Annotated in this window: 18 protein-coding genes, 1 pseudogene and 1 other annotated feature; of the genes and pseudogenes, 6 read left to right on the top strand and 13 right to left on the bottom strand. The window is 66.5% G+C overall.

The features are described from left to right. Nucleotides 1-152: 152 nt before the first annotated feature. Together ACZ5QD_RS08240 and ACZ5QD_RS08235 are read right to left on the bottom strand one after the other, a co-directional pair. Nucleotides 153-1,364, bottom strand: a complete 1,212-nt coding sequence (locus ACZ5QD_RS08240; protein WP_006897669.1) for an MFS transporter — start codon at nucleotides 1,362-1,364, stop codon at nucleotides 153-155. A 56-nt stretch (nucleotides 1,365-1,420) separates the two neighbouring features. Then, nucleotides 1,421-4,792 carry a DEAD/DEAH box helicase gene (locus ACZ5QD_RS08235; RefSeq protein WP_464367214.1) on the bottom strand — a complete coding sequence of 1,124 codons (3,372 nt, stop codon included), beginning with the start codon at nucleotides 4,790-4,792 and terminating at the stop codon, nucleotides 1,421-1,423. 159 nt (nucleotides 4,793-4,951) lie between these two features. Between ACZ5QD_RS08235 and ACZ5QD_RS08230 the strand changes: the two genes are divergently transcribed. After that, the gene (locus tag ACZ5QD_RS08230; protein WP_045539168.1) at nucleotides 4,952-6,559 is read left to right on the top strand and encodes a class I adenylate-forming enzyme family protein; all 1,608 of its coding nucleotides are present in this window, start codon (nucleotides 4,952-4,954) and stop codon (nucleotides 6,557-6,559) included. Nucleotides 6,560-6,575: 16 nt separating this feature from the next. Here ACZ5QD_RS08230 and ACZ5QD_RS08225 read toward each other — a convergent pair whose 3' ends face one another. Next, entirely contained in the window at nucleotides 6,576-7,556 is a 981-nt protein-coding gene (locus tag ACZ5QD_RS08225) for an NYN domain-containing protein (protein ID WP_006897672.1), read from the bottom strand. A 198-nt stretch (nucleotides 7,557-7,754) separates the two neighbouring features. Here ACZ5QD_RS08225 and ACZ5QD_RS08220 point away from each other — a divergent pair, with 198 nt between their 5' ends. Beyond that, nucleotides 7,755-8,138 (top strand): TIGR03618 family F420-dependent PPOX class oxidoreductase, encoded by a 384-nt coding sequence (locus tag ACZ5QD_RS08220; RefSeq protein ID WP_222111554.1) that lies wholly within the window; start codon nucleotides 7,755-7,757, stop codon nucleotides 8,136-8,138. A 181-nt stretch (nucleotides 8,139-8,319) separates the two neighbouring features. Here the strand turns inward: ACZ5QD_RS08220 and ACZ5QD_RS08215 are convergent, their stop codons facing one another. After that, nucleotides 8,320-9,027, bottom strand: coding sequence for a DUF6319 family protein (locus ACZ5QD_RS08215; protein ID WP_464367213.1), 708 nt, complete (start codon nucleotides 9,025-9,027; stop codon nucleotides 8,320-8,322). Nucleotides 9,028-9,299: 272 nt separating this feature from the next. On the opposite strand from ACZ5QD_RS08215, the gene ACZ5QD_RS08210 reads away from it, so the two are divergent. After that, nucleotides 9,300-9,509, top strand: a complete 210-nt coding sequence (locus tag ACZ5QD_RS08210) for a CsbD family protein (protein WP_006897852.1) — start codon at nucleotides 9,300-9,302, stop codon at nucleotides 9,507-9,509. A gap of 73 nt (nucleotides 9,510-9,582) precedes the next feature. Here ACZ5QD_RS08210 and ACZ5QD_RS08205 read toward each other — a convergent pair whose 3' ends face one another. Continuing rightward, a complete protein-coding gene (locus ACZ5QD_RS08205; RefSeq protein WP_045539164.1) occupies nucleotides 9,583-10,203 on the bottom strand; it encodes a TM7S3/TM198-like domain-containing protein in 621 nt (206 codons plus the stop codon). Nucleotides 10,204-10,301: 98 nt separating this feature from the next. Continuing rightward, nucleotides 10,302-10,940: a hypothetical protein gene (locus tag ACZ5QD_RS08200; RefSeq protein ID WP_045539162.1), complete on the bottom strand. Its 639-nt coding sequence runs from the start codon at nucleotides 10,938-10,940 to the stop codon at nucleotides 10,302-10,304. A 239-nt stretch (nucleotides 10,941-11,179) separates the two neighbouring features. Here ACZ5QD_RS08200 and ACZ5QD_RS08195 point away from each other — a divergent pair, with 239 nt between their 5' ends. Next, nucleotides 11,180-12,229, top strand: coding sequence for a lipoate--protein ligase family protein (locus ACZ5QD_RS08195; protein ID WP_464367212.1), 1,050 nt, complete (start codon nucleotides 11,180-11,182; stop codon nucleotides 12,227-12,229). Between the two features lie 76 nt (nucleotides 12,230-12,305). After that, nucleotides 12,306-12,770 carry an NADAR family protein gene (locus tag ACZ5QD_RS08190; protein ID WP_051999695.1) on the top strand — a complete coding sequence of 155 codons (465 nt, stop codon included), beginning with the start codon at nucleotides 12,306-12,308 and terminating at the stop codon, nucleotides 12,768-12,770. A gap of 332 nt (nucleotides 12,771-13,102) precedes the next feature. Here ACZ5QD_RS08190 and ACZ5QD_RS08185 read toward each other — a convergent pair whose 3' ends face one another. The 5 genes and pseudogenes from ACZ5QD_RS08185 to ACZ5QD_RS08165 all read right to left on the bottom strand — a co-directional run bounded on the left by ACZ5QD_RS08185 (nucleotide 13,103) and on the right by ACZ5QD_RS08165 (nucleotide 17,996). Then, on the bottom strand, nucleotides 13,103-13,813 hold the full coding sequence (locus ACZ5QD_RS08185; protein WP_006897847.1) for a hypothetical protein: 711 nt from the start codon (nucleotides 13,811-13,813) through the stop codon (nucleotides 13,103-13,105). 115 nt (nucleotides 13,814-13,928) lie between these two features. Then, nucleotides 13,929-15,226, bottom strand: a protein-coding gene (locus ACZ5QD_RS08180; RefSeq protein WP_412475370.1) for an IS3 family transposase whose coding sequence is annotated in 2 segments (ribosomal slippage) — nucleotides 13,929-14,935 and nucleotides 14,935-15,226 — 1,299 coding nt in all. Because the reading frame shifts where the segments join, the coding sequence is not laid out codon by codon here. After that, nucleotides 14,799-14,948 (bottom strand) — a sequence feature (AL1L pseudoknot). (Overlaps the previous gene by 150 nt.) Before the next feature lie 66 nt (nucleotides 15,227-15,292). Continuing rightward, a complete protein-coding gene (locus ACZ5QD_RS08175) occupies nucleotides 15,293-17,107 on the bottom strand; it encodes a DUF262 domain-containing protein (protein ID WP_006897844.1) in 1,815 nt (604 codons plus the stop codon). 106 nt (nucleotides 17,108-17,213) lie between these two features. Further along, nucleotides 17,214-17,540, bottom strand: a pseudogene (locus ACZ5QD_RS08170) (hypothetical protein); the annotation flags it as partial. A gap of 114 nt (nucleotides 17,541-17,654) precedes the next feature. Continuing rightward, a complete protein-coding gene (locus tag ACZ5QD_RS08165) occupies nucleotides 17,655-17,996 on the bottom strand; it encodes a tyrosine-type recombinase/integrase (protein WP_081598150.1) in 342 nt (113 codons plus the stop codon). 9 nt (nucleotides 17,997-18,005) lie between these two features. Here ACZ5QD_RS08165 and ACZ5QD_RS08160 point away from each other — a divergent pair, with 9 nt between their 5' ends. After that, nucleotides 18,006-18,692, top strand: a complete 687-nt coding sequence (locus ACZ5QD_RS08160; RefSeq protein ID WP_006897841.1) for a DUF1998 domain-containing protein — start codon at nucleotides 18,006-18,008, stop codon at nucleotides 18,690-18,692. 145 nt (nucleotides 18,693-18,837) lie between these two features. On the opposite strand, the gene ACZ5QD_RS08155 is transcribed toward ACZ5QD_RS08160, so the two are convergent. Together ACZ5QD_RS08155 and ACZ5QD_RS08150 are read right to left on the bottom strand one after the other, a co-directional pair. After that, complete coding sequence (locus ACZ5QD_RS08155; protein WP_006897840.1) at nucleotides 18,838-19,968, bottom strand: pyridoxal-phosphate-dependent aminotransferase family protein; 1,131 nt, start codon at nucleotides 19,966-19,968, stop codon at nucleotides 18,838-18,840. Between the two features lie 108 nt (nucleotides 19,969-20,076). Beyond that, complete coding sequence (locus ACZ5QD_RS08150) at nucleotides 20,077-20,322, bottom strand: hypothetical protein (RefSeq protein ID WP_433821824.1); 246 nt, start codon at nucleotides 20,320-20,322, stop codon at nucleotides 20,077-20,079. Between the last annotated feature and the right edge of the window lie 8 nt (nucleotides 20,323-20,330).

Here is a 20,330-nt window from a genome sequence, read left to right as displayed (position 1 = left end):
GCGCAGCGACCCCGCGCATCGAGACCGCAGTCTCGCACGTCTTCCCTGTCAGGCTCGTCGAGTGATCTCCACCCGGGCAGGCTCGTCGAGTAAGCGGGGGAGCGTAGCGACTCCGCGCATCGAGACCAAGCAAACCCCCACCCACCCCCGCATCACCGGCCGGCCAGCACCCCACTCCGCAACTGCATCCCGCGAATCCCCGCACAGCCGGCGGCCATCACCGCCAGCACGACGATCGGTGCGACGATCCCCACCGTGGGTGCGATCACCCGCAGCAAGACCGGCAACCCGAACCCGAGGTACGTGCCGACGTAGAAGATCCCGGTGGCCAGCCCGATCCGGTCGGCGGGAGCGAAGGTCTCGACGTCGAGCAGGCCTTCGCGGAGGCAGAGCCCGTAGCCGCTGCCGAGAACGATGGATGCGGCGACGAAGGCGACCGGCGCCGGGTCGGACCCGGACGCCGCGACGATCACGAATCCGACGGCCGACAGCAAGGCGCCGCACACTCCGGCGCGCGCACCCCAGGAGTTTCGGCGCGCGATCACCTGCACGGCCACGCCGGATCCCAGCGCGAGCACGGCGGCGACGCCCGGCACCCACGGACCGCTGAAGCTCGACATCCGCCCGGCCATCGTCACCACACTGATGGTGACCGATGCGAACACCCACAGCGACATCGGAAGGCTCGTGACCAGCGCGCGGGACAGGCTCCGCGGTCCGCGCACGGTCGAGTCGGTGACGTCGGTGCTCTCCGTGTCGGGGCTCTCGGCGTCGGTGCTCTCCATGACGGTGCTCTCCGCGACGGTGCGCCGCGAGTTCGGCACGGCGAGGCCCGCGACGACCGCCAGGAGCGAGCCGGTGACGGTGACCGCGAAGGGGGCGATCAGCGCGGCGCCGTCGGTGAACTGAGCAATGAGTCCCGACGCGAGTGGACCGACGGTGAAGCCGCTGGTGAGGACTGCGCCTGCGAACACCGTGCCGCGAGAACCGCCGACGTCGGCGCTCCACGCGGTCCCTGCGCTGACGGCCAGCCCGACGCCGAGTCCCACCGCGAACCGTCCGACGAAGACGCCGGGCTCGGTGTGCCACAGGAGCATCAGCAGATTGCCGAGTGCGGCTCCGGTCGCGCCGACGAGGACCACGGGTTTGCGTCCGACGCGGTCGGAGATCCCGCCGCCGGTCAGCAGCCCGGGGAGCAGACCGATCGCGTAGACACCGAACGCCCCTTCGAGAGCCGCGTCGCCGATTCCGTTGCGGTCGTGAAGGACCGGCATCATCGCGACGAAATGGTTGGTGGCCCAGCCGGTGGTGAACAGGAGCGCGAGCACGGTCCAGAGGTTTCGGCGGTCGGCTGTCGTCGTCATCGGCGATGCGGTTCCTCGTGGTCGGTGAGCGGTCGCTCACCAGTGTGGCATCGTGCCTATCCGAGCAGACCGCGGACGTCCTCGGCGGTGATTGCGCCGGAGAACGCGGCGCCGTCGTCGAGCAGCGCGTCGAACAGTTCGCGTTTGCGGTTCTGCAGGTCGATCACCTTCTCCTCGATAGTGCCGGTGGACACCATTCGATAGACGGTCACCGCGCGGTGCTGGCCGATGCGGTGCGCGCGGTCGACGGCCTGATTCTCGGCGTCGGGATTCCACCAGGGATCGGTCATGAAGCAGTAGTCGGCGGCGGTGAGGTTCAATCCGAAGCCGCCGGCCTTCAAGCTGATGAGGAACACCCGGGTGCGGCCGTGGGTGAACTGCTCGATCTGCTCGCCGCGCCGGGTGATCGCGGTGGAGCCGTCCAGATAGCTGTAGGCGATCCCGGCCGCGTCGAGCCGGGCGGCGATCAGTTTCAGGAAGCCGGTGAAGCTGCTGAAGACCAACGCACTGTGGCCCTCGTCGATGAGGATGGGCAGCTGCTCGGACAGGTACTCGATCTTCGCCGAGTTCACCGCGGCGTGCTCGTCGTCCACCAGCGCCGGATGCAGACTCAACTGCCGTAGCCGGGTGAGCGCACGCAGCACCTGGATGCGGTTGCCGTCGAAGTCCTCCAAGAGCCCGAGGAGTTGCTGGCGGTCGCGGGCCAGATAGGTGTCGTACACCTTTCGATGCTTGGGCTCGAGCTCGATCGGCAGCAACTGTTCCTGCTTCTCGGGCAGGTCGACGAGCACTTGATCCTTGGTGCGGCGCAACATGATCGGCCGCAGCCGGCGTCGGAGAATCGCCAGCCGCTCGGGAGCCTGCCCGCTTTCGATGGCGTCGGCGAAGTGCTCCTTGAACAGTTTCGGTGAACTGTAGAGTCCCGGCGCCACCACCGACACCAGCGACCACAGTTCCATCACGCGGTTCTCCATCGGGGTTCCGGTGATCGCGAGCTTGAACGGGGCCTGCAGCCGCCGTGCGGCCTGGTAGGTCTTGGAGTTGTGGTTCTTGAGGAACTGCGCCTCATCGAAGATCGCACCCGTCCACGGCACCCGGGCGAAGGCGTCGTAGTCGATCCGCAGCAACGCGTAGGAGGTGACGACGATCCGGGCGTCGGCGATCCGATCGGCCAGCGGGGTCCCGACCCGCTTCTCGGTGGCGGGAACGGTCAGCATCTCGAGGCCGGGTACGAACCGGTGGATCTCGGCGGCCCAGTTGGCGATCACGCTGGTGGGCGCGACCACCAGGAACCGGGCATCGGGTCGCTCGTCCACTACGCGCTGGATCAGCGCGAGAGTCTGCACCGTCTTGCCGAGCCCCATGTCGTCGGCGAGCACGCCGCCGAGCTCGTTGTCCCAGAGGAACGTGAGCCAATCCAGGCCCTCCTGCTGGTACGGCCGCAGCCGGGCGTCGACACCCGCGGGCGGCGGTACCGAGTGCGGCGGCCTCGCCGCGGCCAGACGGGCGATGCGATCACGCCATCGGCGGAGCTGCTCGTCGACCACGCCGAGTTCGAGCAGTTCGTCCCACAGTGATGCGTTGAGGGTGTGCGTGCTGACGCGGTCGCCGTCGAGCTCGCCCATCTCCCGGGCCTCGTCGAGCCGGTCGCGCAGGGTCTGCAGCGCGGGGATGTCGAGGGCGAAGTACGTACCGTCGTCGAGCACCATGTGCGTCTCGCCGGACGCGAGGGCGGAGATGATCGTGGTGATCGGAATCTTGTGGCCGTCCACGTCGAGTGCCACGCGGAGGTCGAACCAGTCGCTGCGCGCGTCGCCGTCGCCGGAGAAGCTCAGGACCGGCGGCGCCTCGGCAGGACGGTAGTCGGGCGGCGTGCCGACCACGTCGACGCGCACCCGGCCGAGCTCGGTGATCTTCGGGACCGTCTCCGCGCACAGGATCGCCACTTCGAGCTGTGACAGCGGCACCGGAACGGTGCGCAACTCGGGAAGAGAATCGAACGCCGCCGCGACCGTGCAGCCGCCGCGGAGTTGACGCAGGACGGCGTACACCCGATTGAAGCGACGGTAGTCGGAGCGGTACTTCGGCAGCCGACGTTCGAGGAGATCGGCGGCGGCTGCCACCCAGTGGGCGCTGCTGCGGGCGACCATCTCCAGCTCGGGACGCACCTCGTCCCACATCGCGCGCTCGGCCGCCGCGTTGCGGAACCGGCCGGTCTCGGTGCCCTGCGTCGGGAACTCGTGGACCTCGCCGTCGGTCTCGTACGCCGTCGACCAGGTGGCGCACGGGTGCTCACCGGTCTCGATGCGCAGTACCGGGAACGGACCGGCGAGGTCGGCGGCCGGGAACGCTCCGGGTTCCACCACCACGGCGCGGTCGGCCTGCAGGGTCGGCAGCGCCTCGCGGAAGTCGCCGAGTTCGTCGTCGCTCACCTCCAGTGGGACCCGGCTCACCAGCAGCATCGATTCGGTGGTGGTCAGCCGGGGCAGCGGGCCGATGTACAGGACGTCGCCGACCTCCTGCGCGATGCCGTGCGCGCGGGGCCTGCCGATCGGGAACTGGAAGGCGTCCGGCGGAACGGGCCGACCGTCCACCAGCACCTCGAGCGCCACATGGACGCCGGCACGCTGAGCGGTGACGTGCAGTCGGGTGCTGAGGTGATCGCCGTACTCGACGGTCGTGCTCTTCGACGACCGCGCGTTGACGAACTCCACGCCCGCGTCGCGGGCCTCGTCGAGCAGGACCCAGATGCTCGGCGGAGCCATCAGCAGCGACATCTCGTCACCGATGGAGGCGCTCTGTCCGCTGATCGCCAGCGCCGAGGCCAATCGGGTCAGGACGTCGAGGGCCTTCTCCGGATGGCGGTCGGCGGTCTTTCCGGACAGGATCGTCTTCCAGGTGACGCGCGTCTTGACCCACCGCCCCTGCTCGCTCATGGTGAGCGGCCGGAGACGGACGGAGTCGGCGCCGCGATAGCTGCGGTGTACGGAGAACTGAAGTGCCAGTGGCAGTTCCGGACCGTCCGGGGTGTGCTCGACGGACTGCGACGACTTCGAGATCTCGTCGATCAGAGTGCGCCATCGTGAAAGCGGGAGGGCCGAGTGCGCCGACGACGACCGCCGGGCGACGGCCGTGCCTTCGGCGGTCGCGGCCATGACCAGCGCCGCGCAGTGCTTGCAGCGGATCGCGACCGGGCAGGTGCAGCTCGCGGACACCCGCGGCTTCGGGCCATCCCAGGCGGCTGTGACCTTGCACCGGTAGCGCTGCTCACCGGAGCCGAGTGAGACGCCAGTGAGGACGCCGTCGGACCAGTCGATACCGGTGATCATGCCGTTGGTGGCGTACGACCGCGCACGCTGCAGCGTCCGAGTGTCGAAGGCGCCGAGGACGGCGTCGACCTGCTCGTCGGTCCAGTCGGGGGAGGTCATCGGATCCAGCGTAGTCGGGATCGGCGGCGTGCCGCGGCGACGGTGCTTCGACGTGTGTGACCAGCACATCCGCGAAAAACAGTCACGAACGATTGTTTTTGCGCTACGGTCGCCTCACGCCGACCGCGTGTCCCCGCGATCCACTGCAAGGAGTTCTTGATGTCCGGAATGCGCCCCGACCTGTCCGGTGTCGACCCGCTGACCGTCAACCTGACGCATCGCGTCTGCGTCGGCGACCTGTTGACTCGCAGCGCCGCCCACTACGGCACGCGCACAGCCCTGGTGGACGGCGACCTCGAACTCTCGTACGCCGAACTCGAGGCACGTGCCAACGCGCTGGCGCGGGGGCTGCTCGAACGCGGTTACGAGCGGGGTGACGCCATCGCGCTGCAGTTGCAGAACAGCTGGCAGTTCGTCACGTCGTTCTTCGCACTCGCCAAGATCGGCGTGGTGGCGATGCCGCTCAATCTGCTGCTCTCGCCGTCCGACATCGCCTACCAACTCGCCGACAGCGGCGTCCGCGCCATCGTCACCGAGGATGTGTTCCTCGGAGTGCTCGAGCCGGCGGTCGCGGAGGCCTCATCGGATCGCCTCGGTGAGGTGATCGTGGCCGGCACGGCACCCGACACGGTGGCCGGGTTGCGGTCGGTGGCCTTCGACGAGGTCTTCGCCGCCGACCGGTCCGTCGTCGAGACGATCGTCGACGACCGCGACATCCTGCACTGCCTCTACACCTCCGGAACCACGTCGCGGCCCAAGGGCGTGGTGACTTCGCATGTGGCCGTGCAGATCTCGGTGCTGAGTTCGGCACTTGGCCTCGGTCTGCGGCCGGACACCCGCCCCGCGGTGCAACCGATCGTGCTGCCGCTGTTCCACGTCACGGCCCTGGATGCGCTGCTGCTGCCGTCGTTGACCGTCGGCGCGACGGTGGTGCTGCTGCGCGGCTTCGACCCCGCCGCGCTCGCCGAGGTGTTCACCCGGCGTGCGGTGACGCACCTGACGATGCTCCCGATGATGTGGGCCGCTCTCCTGCAGCAGCCCGCGCTGGCGGAGGGAGACACCGACAGCCTCGTCACCGGGCTGTACGCGATGGCGCCGATGCCCGCCGAACTGCTCGCGGCGCTGCGGTCGAGGTTCCCCAACGCCGCGATCATCCTCGGCTCGGGACAGACCGAGACCACGCCGGCGTCGGAGCTGCAGTGGTCGGGCCACCAGGGTGTCAAGGACGCCTCGTGGGGGCCGGCGACGGTCAGCACCGACATCGCCATCATGGGCGGCGACGGCACCCTCCTGCCGACCGGTCAGGAGGGCGAGATCGTCTATCGCGCACCGCAACTCATGGAGGGTTACTGGAACAACCGCGACGCGAACACTGAAGCCTTCGCGCATGGCTGGTTCCACGGCGGCGACATCGGCTATCTCGACGACGAGGCCGTCGTGTGGTTCACCGACCGCGCCAAGGACATCGTCAAATCCGGCGGCGAGAACGTCTCGTCGGTGGAAGTGGAACGGGTGCTGCTCGGACACGAGTCGGTCGCCGAAGTCGCGGTGGTCGGCGTGCCCGACGAACACTGGGGTGAGGCGGTGACCGCGTTCGTCGTGCTCAGTGAGCCGGCCGACTCCGGTGAGGGGCGGTCGGAGGAGATTCAGTCGTGGGCGCGCGAGCGCCTCGCCGGATTCAAGGCGCCCAAGAGCGTGGTCGTGGTGGACGCTCTCCCGAAGACGGCGACCGGCAAGATTCAGAAGCACCTCATGCGCTCACGGTGAGCTGCCGGAAGGTGGGTCAGCCGGCGTCGTACTCGTCCCAGAATCGCTGGCGGAGGCGGAAGCGGACGGGCTCGTCGACGGTGTAGCGCTCCATCGCCTCCGAGGCGTCGAGCAGGAGGGCGCGATCGATGTCGCGCGGGATGGAGGGTCGTGCGCGCTCGAGCTCCGCGGTCTCCTGCGGGGTGGCGCTCTTGCGGAAGGCCGCCAGCACGCGGCCGACCACGTCGCCGATGATCTGCTCCTGCTCGGCGTCGTCGAACTCCGGCATCACGTGTGCCACCGATCCGGTTGTGGAGCTGTAGGCCAGCACGCCGGTCGGTGCGGGCGGGGGAGTAGCGCGTGCGGCCACCGACGCGGCGGCGGCGTCGAGCGGTGTGCGCGCGGCGGGTTTGGGTGCGACCGGCCCGGGTTTGGCGGTGACCGGCGCCGACGGCTTCGGGGCGGGCTGGCGATCCACGCTGAGAACGGAACGGTCGATCGCGGGTCCGTCGATCCGGTGCAGGTCGTCCGCGGCGCGGATCAGGTGCCTGCTGACGCCGTGCGACTTGCCGTCGGCGTTCGGCACCGCCAGCAGGATCACCTGCACGCCGTGTACCTGTGCTTCTTCGACGGCCTCGGTCAGGTCGTCGTCGCCGGACACGAGGAAGAAGACGTCGGAGGTGCTGTTGCGGGCGTGCGCGACGAGATCGAGGCCGATGCGGAGGTCGACGCCCTTCTGCTCGCCGTTGACGCCGAAGCGGCCGAGTCGGAGCTTCACCTTGGCCAGTTCGCCGATGCGTTGCTGTGTGGCATTGGGAACGCCGTTGTCGGCGGAGTCGTACCAGTGCACCCGCAGCGTCGGGAGGCCGGAGAGGTGTTCGGCGGTGTCGACCAGTGTGTCGATCAGACGCGAGTACTCGACGTTGATGCTGCCGCGCAACGATGTTCCGGCGACGCGAGTGGCGGCCGACGCGAGGAGGTATCCGGTGTCTATGTACAAGCTGCATGTCGGGCGCATGGTTCGACTATCGCAGGGCCGGAGACGGTCCACCGGCCGAAACGCCGCCCTTGTTACCTCGGAGTAATCACGGGGCCCTGCTGAAATCAGTCCGCACAGTGCCGCGCGGGTGAATCTTCCCTCGGCATCGGTTGTGCGAACTGATTTCAGCAGGGCTCCGCGGCGACTAGCGTCCCAGTCAGAGCGAAAGGACCAGCCATGCTCACCTCGGACCTCCGGCGCGTCCTCGACGGCGCCCCGATCGCCCACGTCGCCACCGTCTCTCCCGACGGCTCACCGCACGTCGTCCCGGTCTTCGTCGGGACCGACGGCGATCGCATCGTCGTCTTCACCGGCCCTGGCTCGGTGAAGGCGCGCAACTTGCGGCGCGATCCGCGCGTCGCGATCTCGATCGCCACCGCCGACGATCCGTTCACGCCGGTGACGGTCCGCGGTCGAGTGGTGGACTGGATCGACGGCGACGCCGGCTGGGAGATCGTCGACCGCGTCGCGGCCAAGTACATCCCGGTACCCTACCCGCGCGAGGACCCGAGGGTGGTCGCGGTGATCGAACCGACGGTGCAGAAGGTCGGAATGGGTTGAGCGTTGTCGTCACAGCTCACGTTCGTCGAGTAGGCCGACGCCACCTCTAGGCCCGCCGAGCATCCCCGCTCCACTTTCTAGGCCCGCCGAGCAGGCCGACGTCACCCCCAAGGCCGGTCGAGTAGCCCAGCGAACGCAGTGAGCCGGGCGTATCGAGACGATCACCAACCCGCCACCCCCTTCACTCCGACTCCGACTGCCCCTCCAGCGCCGCCAACGCTCGCCGAGCCGCTTCCAGCTCCCGGCTCAGCTCCTCGACCCGCCGCTGAGCCTCCTCCCGCGCCGCGTTCAGCACCGACGCCGCCGCTTCCAACGCCGCGTCGTCACCGAGTTCGCGCATCGCAGACTCGACGGAGTCAGCAGCGACACTGCGCGACCGCGTGGGCTTGCGTCCGCCCCGTGTCACCGATACCGACCATTCGTTGTCGGCCGAACCGAAGACCGTCACCGTCACCGACGACGGTGCCTTCTTGCTTGCCGCGCGCTTCGCCGGCCTGGCCGCAGTCTTCGGCGCCGCCGCGGTAGCTCGTGTCTGAGCCGCCGCTGCGTCGGTCTTCGGTGCTGCGGCCGGTCTCGGCTGAGCGGCCTTTTTCGCTGCCGCGGGCTTCGCGACCTTCGCAGCCTTCGCCGGTTGAGCCGGTGCGTCCTTGGTCATCCGCAGTTCATCGGCTTCGTAGGGGAGTTCGTCGTCGACGCCGCGCGGTTTGATGGTCAGCGTCGTCCCGGAGATCGCGATCACGCGCGCCGAGGCGCCGGGCGCGAGGCCGAGGCTGGGTGTGCCCTCGCGCAGATACACCGTGGCGCGTCGCCCCTCGGCCAGCGCCGAGTTCAGGGAGGCGAGGTCGTCAGCGGTCAGAGACTCCGATGCCAAGCGGCGGCGCGGGGGCATGGCGGGCCTTTCTCCTCGTTCAGATGCGGCTGTGAACACTGTGCCACAGCCGGACGACATGTTCGCACAGATGTGCGATCCGGTGCGTCGGTGGGCCCGCTGCTCAGTGACATGGACGGGGGATGCGGCGAGGTGTCGGCGATGCCACTGCGGATGGTGTCACCTCGTGTCCTGCAGGGTCGAAGGGGAGTGGGTACCGTCGGAAGTGTCGTCCAAACGAGTGGCGACGAAGTGTGGAAGATGCAGATCCATCCGCTATTCAAGGAGGACAGATGAGCTTTTCCGACGATGCACAGAACAAGGCTGAAGACCTGAAGGGCCGGGCGAAGGAAGCCGTCGGCGCTGCGACCGACGATGACCAGTTGCGTACCGAGGGGCAGACCGACCAGGGGAAGTCTGCCGCCAAGGAGAAGGTCACCGAGGTTGCGGACAAGGTCAAGGAAGGCGTCGACGCCGTGAAAGACAAGTTGACCGGCCGCTGACCGTACCGACCGGAGCGGCCCGCCACCCGAGAGTTCGGGTGGCGGGCCGCTGTCGTTCAGCAGGGGTCCGTGTTCACCATTGCTGGTGCAGGTCCTGGTCGCGTCCGATGACGCGCGCCTGAGCCACCACGCCCGCGATGACGAGCACGATGTAGGCGGCGTACCACCACCAGTGATGGCCGATGGTGGATGTGACGCTCGCCCGCGAGAAGTCGTCGAGCGCGATCGTCGACGTCAGAAGCATGAGACCGCCGACGATCGCCGTGGCGCCGCCGAGTGCGCTGAGCACCACGAGCAGTAGCGCCGGCAGATTCAGCGCGATGGCAGCGACCGCCAGGAGGATGCCGACGAGCACGCCGACCACGATGATGACCCAGTTCCAGGTCACTCCGATGGCGGCCATCAGTGCGGTGCCCAGGACGAAACCGATGGAGGCCATCGCCAGCGTCACCGCCACCGCGTAGTACAGGTACGCCAGGAGTGCGAAGAGGATCGCGACCGCGATGCCGACGATCCATCCGACCGCGCTTGAGAAGAAGCCGTCTCCGGTGACGGCGGAGACGAGCCCCGCACCGAGATTGAGGCCGACGAAGGCGCCCCACACTGCGATGACGACGCGCATCGCCACCACGCCTCGGAAGCAGAACAGAATGCCGATGATGATGGCGATGAAGCCGATCAGGATGCTGGACATGGCGTAAGCGTAGTGCGCGCTTCGTGTCCGAATGGGCGGCTTCGCCTGGCGAGGGTGAAGTGCGTACGTTCGCAGCGCGCCGCGGCCGCCGGTTCTGGTCAGCCCTCGTCCGTTGTCTCCACGACCTGCGTCACCCTGGCAGTGACCTCGGTGTCGCTCGACGGTGTTTCGACCGATGTGCTCTGGTCGATGGTCACCTGTGTGCCCACCATCGTGAACTTGTCGAGGATCGGATCCTCGCCGCCGTCGATCTCGTAGAGGACTTTGAAACTACGGTCCGTGAGGACGCTGGAAGCACCTTTGAAGGTCGGCTCGAGAGAGACCGTGACGAGGCAGCCGGCGGAACCGAAACACTTCTTCTCCTCTGTCAGGACGGAGAGACTGAAGTCGGCTGCCGTGACCGGGACGGTCGAGACCCCAGTCGTCGGCGGGTAGCTGTATTCGGGCGATGCCGCGGTCTCGGTCCCGGAGGTCGCGGACTCGTCCGACCCGATCGCGTATCCCACTGCACCCGAGCCGACTGCGATGAACACCGCTGCGACGATCGCGAACAGAATCCGGCCACGCTTACGCGGGCGCTTCGGCGCGGCAGCGCTTTCGGGTGGTGCAAGGGTTCCCGGCGGTGTCGCGAATGGACTCGTGGGCGGGGGATACCCGGCGGCGGCGAAATGATGTTCGCCGGTCGGCGGGACTGGTCTGCCCGTGGGACCGTCGTTGCCCGCGTCGTGTTCGTTCATTTCCTCTCCTTCGTTCTGTCTGTTTTGCGATGGTTCCGAGAACGTACGACTGAGCTACGACAAGAATCTGATCGCTGCACGTCCCGCGCGCCGACGTCTGCGGCGGTCGTATGACGATCAGCGCTGGTGACAGGCGGTCGGTGTGGTCCGTTCGGGTGGATCTCGATTGCGCGTTCTCGCGCCCCGATCGACTCAGGAGCGGGAACTCTGCGGCGTACCTGCGGCCGTACGCTGGACGAGTGCACGGCGAATACAAAGTTCCTGGTGGCAAGCTGGTGGTGGTTGACGTCCACGTCGAGGATGGGAGGCTCTCGCGGGTATCGCTGTCGGGCGACTTCTTCCTCGAACCGGACGACGCTCTCGACGTCATCACCGAGGCCGTCACCGGTGCGTCCGTGACGGCCGATGCGTCCGGTTTGGGCGCGCTCATTCAAGCGGCACTGACCGCTGACGTCTCGATGGTCGGCTTCACGCCCGAGTCGGTCGGTATTGCGATCCGTCGTGCGCTCGGTCATGCCACGAGTTGGCACGACCACACCTTCGACGTCGTCGAACCGGTCGTCATGGCGCCCGCGATGCACGTCGCGCTCGACGAGGTGCTCCTGCGGGAGGTGGCGGCGGGGACTCGCCCGCCGACCTTGCGCTTCTGGGACTGGGACTCGCCGCTCGTCGTGATCGGCTCGTTCCAGTCGGTCCGCAACGAGGTCGACGAGGAGTCCGCCGCCCGCCACGGCATCGGGATCGTCCGGCGCATATCCGGTGGCGGCGCGATGTTCATGGAGCCGGGCAACTGCATCACTTACTCGCTCGTCGTGCCGACATCGCTGGTGGACGGACTCAGCTTCGAGCGGTCGTACGAGTTCCTCGACCAGTGGGTGATGGGCGCCCTCGCCGACGTCGGCGTCAACGCCCGCTACGTCCCGATCAACGACATCGTCTCCGACCACGGCAAGATCGGCGGCGCCGCGCAGAAGCGCATCGTCGCCGGCGCCGTGCTGCACCACGTCACGATGTCGTACGACATCGACGCCGACAAGATGACCGAGGTCCTGCGGATCGGGCGAGAGAAGATCTCCGACAAGGGAATCACCAGCTCCGGCAAGCGCGTGGACCCGATGCGGTCGCAGACGGGGATGACGCGTGCAGCGATCATCGAGGCGTTCTTAGATCACTTCCGCGGGCGGTACCGGACGCGGGAGGCCGGGTACACGGATACGGAACTGGCGGCCGCGCAGGAGTTGGTCGACGAGAAGTTCAGCAGCCAGGAGTGGACGTACCGGGTGCCGTAGTCCGAACGCTCGACGGTTGCCTGGCCCGCGCGATAATCGTTCGTTTCTGTCGGAGTCTCGTGCCACAGTGCCAGGCATGAGCAATTTCGAACGTATCGACTCATTTCGCGGGTCGAACTTCTTCTTGTCGAACTTCTTTGAGGACGAGTTCACGGTTCCGACCCTCGGGACCGTTCCGTCGTCAGAGCATGCGTTCAACGCATTGAAGACGCGGGATCCGAACGAGCAGGAGTACGTCTTGTCGGCGAGTAGTCCGGGGGAGGCGAAGCGCCGCGGGCGGTCCGTCACGCTTCGGGATGACTGGGATGTCGGTGGGCGTGTTCGCGCAATGCAAGTCGTCCTCCAGTACAAGTTCGGATCCCGACGGATGCGCGAGCTTCTGCTCGGAACCGGCACCGCCGCTCTGGTCGAAGGCAACTCTCACCACGACAACTTCTGGGGTGATTGCCGGTGCGGTGGGCGTAGATGTGCGGCGCCCGGCGTCAATGCCCTCGGAGAACTGCTGATGGCTGAGCGTGCGAAGGACGGTCGCCTGAGATGAGTGGACACGAAAGTGCACTCAATCGTTGCTCGGTGACTGATGCGTGGATACGCGCGTCAATGACGGTGGACATTCGAACTGTCGTGGCCTCAACACGATCACCGCGATCAGGTCGATCGCTGACGCGGGTCGGATCGGGATCGCGAACGTAGGAGGGTAGACCGTTGTCGTCGACGATCGACTGCACCGTGGCTCCGGACTATCCGCACTCGCCAGGGTTCGAGCCGTGACGCCGTCACTCAGGCATGCTGCAGACCGCCTGCTCCGGACCGCTATCGGTGACGGTAACGGTTCCGTCGAGTCGGATGCGACAGTGCTGCGAAGTCGATCCTCTAACAGCGATGTACATGCTCCTCGAACTCTCCGGAGTCACATTGATCGACGTTGAATATCGGCCTACAGCATTTGAGTATGTCAGTGCGTATGTTTGCCATTCTCCGGGTGCGTAGGCGATCTGCACGTTGGGTGTATCGGCCTCGACCGTGAGGAGAGCTTCTGAACCGGGGGCTCGGCAGTGGAACTGGCCGCTGGTGATCGGTGGACTCGGAGCGAGGCGTTGCGGTCGGTCGCGTGCGCAGGGCCGTCTCGGCTACGTCGTCCGCTTGGGTCGGAGTCGACGATTCGTCACCGAACGCGCCTTCGCAAGTGATCATCCAGCGGCCGTTCAATCGAACCCAGTGCTGTGTCTCGGTCTCACCAGCTGACTCTGTGACCACAGTGCCTTTGTCGCCGGACTCGTTCACCGAGATGATCCGACTAGGTGCGGACGGAGTGGCGGGATCATCTTCAGATCCGGCGAACGCTTCGACGAAGGCGTTGATCATCGCTGCGCACGACGGCTCGGCCCAGTACTCGACGAATTTCTTTTGCGCGATCGGCGACGATCCCGCAGCCTCGATGGCATCTCCCTCCTTGTCCATACGTTCTGCCGCGCTGCGCAGCGACTCGGGCTTCGGCGCGAAGATCTGTTGCACGGCCGACTGCGCGGAAGTGTCGGAGCCTCGTTGTCCGAGCATCAGGCCGACGCCGGCGGAGATTGCCAATAGGAGAACCGTTGCGACACCTGCGAGGATCCAGATGAGTCGTCGTGAGGATCGCGCTGGCATCGACGACGTCGGGAAGTCATCGTGAATCGCCCCGGGTTTCGTGGAGGCTCGGTTAGTTGGATCCGACCTCGGTGAGGACCGGATTCTGACGGTAGTGCTTCGTGGGTTGTGATGCCCAGTGGTTGGCCTCGAATTCAGCTGGCGGGACGAGCCCGATCTCGCCGTGAAGCCGTCGGTGGTTGAACCAGTCGACGTATTCAGCGACCGCGATCTCGATGTCACCGACGTTCTTCCAGCCGCCCTTGGGCCGCATGACGGGGTTGCGGATGCACTCAGCCTTGAACAGCGAGTTGAGCGCCTCGGCCATGGCGTTGTCGTAGCTGTCGCCCTTCGACCCGACGGATGCGACGGCGTTGGCCTCGGCGAGCCGCTCGGTGTAGCGAATCGCTCGATACTGGACTCCTCTGTCGCTGTGGTGGATAAGGCCAGTGAGGTCCTGGTCGGCGCGCTGCCGGGCCCACAGCCCCATGTCGAGGGCGTCCAAAGCGAGGTCAGTGCGAAGCGAGGTCGACACCTGCCAGCCGACGATCATCCGGCTGAACACATCTAGGACGAACCCGACGTAGGCCCACCCGGCGTGTGTTCTGACGTAGGTCAGATCGGCCACCCACAGCTGGTTCGGTGCAGTGGCGACGAACTTCCTGTCGACGAGGTCTTCCGGACGTTCGGTCTCGGCGTCGGCGCCGATGGTGGTCTTGCGGGTCTTCTCCCGACCGATGCCACGTAGGCCCTCATCCTTCATCAGTCGCTCGACGGTGCACCTGGCGACCTTGAGGCCCTCGCGGTTGAGCTCGGCGTGAATCTTGCGGGCGCCATAGACGCCGAGGTTGGCCTTGTGAGCATGCCGGATATCGATGACCAGCTCAGCGTCTCGTACCGCACGTGCCGAGGGTGGCCGCTTCTTAGCGGCGTAGTAGGTGCTCGGGGCGATCTGCACGCCGGCGTCCTTCACCACAGCGCAGATCGGCTCGACCCCGAACCGGTCGCGGTGCTGATCGATATAGTCGACCAGCACCGCGGTGGGTACCTCTACTTGATCTTGCGGTCGAGCTCCGCTGCCGCGAAAAACGCCGCAGATGTCTTCAATATCTCGTTCGCCCGACGCAGTTCGCGGACCTCGCGCTCGAGCTCGGCCAGCCGCTGCGCGTCGTCGGTCGTGGTACCCGGCCGAACACCGCCGTCGATCTCGGCCTGACGGACCCAATTCCGAAGCGCTTCGGGATGAACCCCGAGCTGATCGGCGACCCGCTTGATCGCCCCACGAGCGGACTCGGGGTCCTTCCTGGCGTCCATCGCCATCCGCGTCGCCCGCTGCTGGAGCTCAACGCTGTACTTCCCCGGTCCTGCCATGACTCTCATCATCCTTCCCAGGATTGAGAGCCTCCATCAGACCCGGGGCGATTCAGTACGTCCTTCTCAGTTGTGCCAGGTCGCGGAGTCGGGGCCGGGCCAGATATCGGTGAGCCTGTCGACCAGCCACTGTCCGCGGTCGTCGATCGCTGCGGTGTCCCAGCTTTCCTGCTCGGCCAGCCAGGCGTTGAGCAGCAGCCGGCTGTGCCGGTTCAGGGCAGCACGCTTGGTGGCCCAGGGAGCGTTCGACATGGCCGAGTTCAGTGATCCGGCGACGATCGTGAGGTTCCCGAGCCGGTGGACGCGGGCGTCTCGGGCCGTGGTGATCGCCTCGTGGTCCGCGCTGCTCGTATCCGCGTCGACCGGCCAATGCTGGTCCCACTGCTGGGGCATCAGGTGTTCGAGGGAGAGGTCCGAAACCTGTGCCACGACATCGGTCTTGCGCGAGTCCAGGCTCGATTCGACTGCGGAGAACGCCATGATCAGACGCTTGCGGCTGATGTAGTCGTAGACGTCGCGGGTTCGCAGAAAGGTGGAGAACTCGCCGTCACCGGGCCAGCGGGTCGCGTATCCCTCGCCTGCTGCGAGGACGGCGAGGAGTGCGGTGTCGGCGTGGGCCGGGTCCGCCTTGATGGCCGCGATCATCCGGGGCACGATGCGGTTGTAGTTCTGGGTGGTCAACCGCATGAGTGCCCGCCGCGCGAGGAAGGACTCCAGGATGCGGAGCGCACGTCGACGAACATTCAGGGTGATCTCGGGGGTGCGAAACAGGAGCAGGACCACGGGTAACGCAGTTCCTGCTCCCAGCGGTTCGAGTCGCGCGATGAAGTCGCCTTCGACGGTTCCTGTTTGGAAGTCGTCGAAGGACCGCATGACGGCGGCGTCTTTGCAGAGCTCACGGAGCAGTGCCTCGGCGTCGATGCCGGGTTGCAAGATGCTCTGCCGGAACGTTGCGAAGAGTTCGGTGGCGGGGATGACGCGTTCGAGCTTCATCGCGAGCCAGTGCATCAGGAAGTGTTCTCCGACAGGGCGGTTCAAACGCCCCTGCCGGCGAACGGCACGCCAGTAGTCGTCCTCCAGGGCGGGCTTCCACAGGTTGTCGTACAGGTCGTCGGTGTCGCGGTGTTGACGCGACGCCTCCCGGAAGACGGCGTTCTTCACCAGGTCGAGGGCGAGGAGCGGCGTGCCGCGAGCATTGAGTGTCTCGAAGATGACCTGGGCGTTGTCGTTGGGCTCCAACGTGATCGAGACGACCTTGAGGAGGTCGCTTAAGGTGATCCGAAGACGTTCTGCGCGGTCGAACAGCGCGCCGTCCTCGGACGGAGTGTCGTCGTCAGCGCCGGCCAGGTACTCGGCAACCCGGTTGACGAAGTAGTCGTACGCCTCGTCGATCCGATTGTTCGGATCGTCCTCGCGGTCGTCGGTGGGGCCCGCTGGCGCCATGACCGCGGCGAACGAGTCGCGATTGGCGTTGGTCGGCCAGACCTTGAAGCGTTCGATCCCCTTGGACTTGCGCTCGTTGTTGGAGATCAGGTCGCGCAGGAGGGCGGCGTCGTCGTCGGCACCGGCATTGCTCATCGCATTGGCCGTGGCAGCGATGAGCAGCTGCATGGTGGTCAGTCGCTGCTGTCCGTCGATCACCGTGTACTGCGGGATCTTTCCCGGTGCCGTCGGTTCCTGGTCGAGGACGATCGCACCGAGGAAGTGGGTGGGGAAAGACGCGTCGCCGGACTCCTGGTGCGCGAGGAGCGCGCTCACGTCATCCCACAGCGGTGCCAGCTGCTCGTCTTCAGTCCACACGTACGGGCGCTGGTAGAGCGGGACGATGTAGCGGACGTCGCGCTCGAACAACTGTTGAACGGTGTGGGTTTCGGGCTTCACTGGCTCAGGCCTCCGTATCGTGTGGTGCTTCAGGTGAGTTTGCAGGACGCGACACCACGAACTCTCGGTTCGGACACGTTGGTCGCGGGCTTCCGGAGCGATTGACGGAGCCGGTGCCGGCGGTGACGAGCTCCAGCTGTGGACGCTGGTGGAACGTGCTGGAGAGGCGTTCGAACGCGGCGGCCTGGTGGCCGTAGGGGGTGAATCCCGTTGGCCACCAGTCCAGGTGCATCCTCCAGTTCCCACCCGCCGGGGCGAACGGCAGGCGAAGGCGCACGTAGCGGTCTTTGAACATGCCGATGTCGGGGTGTCCAACGAAGTCCGACAGGACGCCCTGGGCGTCGGGGTCGGTGAGGGCGAACGTGGTCGCGAGGTAGTCGGTCAGGCCTTCTCGGATGTGGTTGGCCTGGATTGTTGGAAGTAGGACCCCCACAGCTGTTGCCGCCCTTCTCTACGATGTCCCGCAAGTCGAGCATGCCCTATAGGAAGTGTCCGTCCGGCATTGGGATCAGCCACAGTTCCGGGACAGGTGCCAACTCAGACATTATTATTGACGACGAACGCTGCTCCACTTGTTGGCCCTCTGAACGAGCGCGTTCCGCATGACGGTCTCGTCAACGGCTAGATAGCGCTGGGTAGTTGCCAGCGAAGCGTGTCCGAGGATTACCTGTACGAGCCGCACGTCGTGAGTCTCGTTGTGGAGCTCAGTTGCGCACAGGTGGCGGAGCTGATGCATGGTTGTTCCGTCTCCGAGTGCGCGTGAGACAAGAGTCCCGACCCAGTGCGCTGAAAGGTGGCTGCCTGACGGGCCCGGAAAGAGGAACCCTTTATCCGCGCTCCGGAGTGCGGACGCCAGATCATCGGGCACAGGCAGGACCCGTTGCCTCATGCCTTTGCCGTGGACGATGAGCGACCACCCGTTCGCGCCGTCAGTTACGACAAGGACTCCGAATCACATTGGCTGTCGGTTCTGTATGCCTTGCTCGAGGGGGCATCGGAAGCTCTTGAGATCAGTAGGGATGACATCGACGGCACTCTCTCGTGGAGCAAAGACGGCAAACGCAGCATCGTTTTGTTCGATACGGTGCCCGGGGGAGCGGGCGCGTCGAAGAAGATCGCCGAGAACCTGCAGCGGGTCGTCAGGTTCGCGGTGGATCGCGTGAGTCGGTGCGACTGTGGTGAGGAGACATCGTGTTACGGCTGTCTGCGGTCGTACCGCAACGACCGGCATCACGATCGTCTTTCGCGCGCCGGAGCTCTGGCGATATTCAACGAGCTGAGGATTGAAGGCGTCCGAGACGCGGTTGACGGACCGTGGGGACAGACTCTCACGCACACGTCGAGTTCCGTGATTGAGCTGTTTGCTGAGCTTGCCACGCTTGGCGTCGCCAAGCCTCAGATCGGAATCGACATCGGTGAGTACTACTGGCCTGCCGAGGCCTTGTGGACGGAGTCGCGGGTCGTCCTCGTCGAGGGTGAAGATGATGATCGTGACGCGGCGTTGGCCGCCGACGGATACAAGGTGTATCGCGTGGCGGATACCGTCGCCGACCAATTAGCCGAAGCGGTTGGAAACACGGTCTGATCGCACGGCATCGGCCGGGCACGATGAGTGACAACGGGCGAGCCACGTGATGCCTTTGCTGTACTTGGACTTCGTGGCCAGACATTCGTGGCCTTCTTCCGGAAGATGGTATCGCTTCCGGAAGAAGGCCACGAGGGGACGAGTACTACCCCTTCAACCGATCCAGCGCCGCACTCAACCGCTCGACCGTCCCGTCCACGTCTGTCAGCTTGTCGACGCCGAACAGTCCGATGCGAAGCGACGAGTAGTTCTCGCCCTCGCCGCACTGCAGCGGGACGCCGGCGGCGATCTGCAGACCGACCTCCTTGAACGCGGCGCCGGTCTTGCGGGTGGCGTCGTCGGTGAAGGCGACGACGACGGTCGCGGCGTCGAAGCCTTCGGCGGCGACAGACGGCATGCCGTTCGCGGCGAGCAGCTTGCGAACCCGGCTGCCCAGGTCGAGCTGACGGCTGCGCAGTTCCTCAGCGCCGAGGTCGACGGTCTCGCGCATGAGCTCGACGTTGTGCGCGAGCGAATCGGTCGGCATCGTCGCGTGGTACGGGGCCTGGCCGTCGACGTACGAGTCACTGATCGAGAGCCACTTGCGCAAGTCCATCGCGAAGCTGGTGGACGTCGAATTGAGGACGGCGTCGCGGCCGCGTTCGCGCAGCATGACGTAGCCGGCACACGGGGTGCCGCTCCAGCCCTTCTGCGGCGCGGTGAGGAGGACGTCGACGTCGATGGTGGCCATGTCGACCCACAGCGCACCGGAGGCGACGCAGTCGAGGACGAACAGTCCGCCCACCTCGTGAACCGCCGCGGCGAGAGTCGTCAGGTAGTCGTCGGGCAGCAGAATGCCGGACGCGGTCTCCACGTGGGGAGCGAAGACCACCTCGGGGCGCTGTTCGCGCACCGCGGCCACCACTTCGTCGATCGGCGCCGGAGCCCACGCGGCTTGGTGGGCGTCGCTGACCGGACGCGCCTGGCACACCGTGACCTGATCGGTGATGCCACCGGTCTCAAGGATCTGCGACCACCGGTACGAGAACAGGCCGTTGCGCACGACGAGCACGCGGCGCCCGGTCGCGAGCTGACGCGCCACCGCCTCCATGCCATAGGTGCCGCCGCCGGGAACGACAGCGACGCTGCCAGCGTGGTAGGTGGTGCGCAGGATGCCGAGGAGATCCTGCATGACGCCGATGAACCGCTTGGACATGTGGTTCAGGGAACGGTCGGTGAACACGACCGAGTACTCGAGCAGGCCGTCTGGATCGATGTCGTCATGAGGAAGAGTCACCTGACCAGGTTCTCATGACGTGGTCGGTTCGGTGTGCCGGGCCTGCGGATACAGTGACGCGGCCGACACCGACACTCGTGCCGCCCGCAGAGAAGTGGGGCGAACACGCTATCCGCAGGCTCTGACACCGCTCGGCAATCCGAGGGCGGCTGCGGCGGAGCCGAACCGGACGTTCGTGACCGGTGTCGGTCGCGACGCGAGCACGACGGCGAACATCGTGCCGGAGCAAATCGGCTGCAGTTCGCGGCGCGCGACGGCCTCGGCAAGCGCGGCGTCCGACCAACCGGCCGCCTTGACCCGCGCACGGTGAACGAGCCCGTGCTCATCCACCGGCAGTCCCCAGGTTCCGACCATGGCACGTG

Source organism: Gordonia sp. J1A, assembly GCF_055393515.1.
This window is presented reverse-complemented; position numbering and strand designations above follow the sequence as displayed.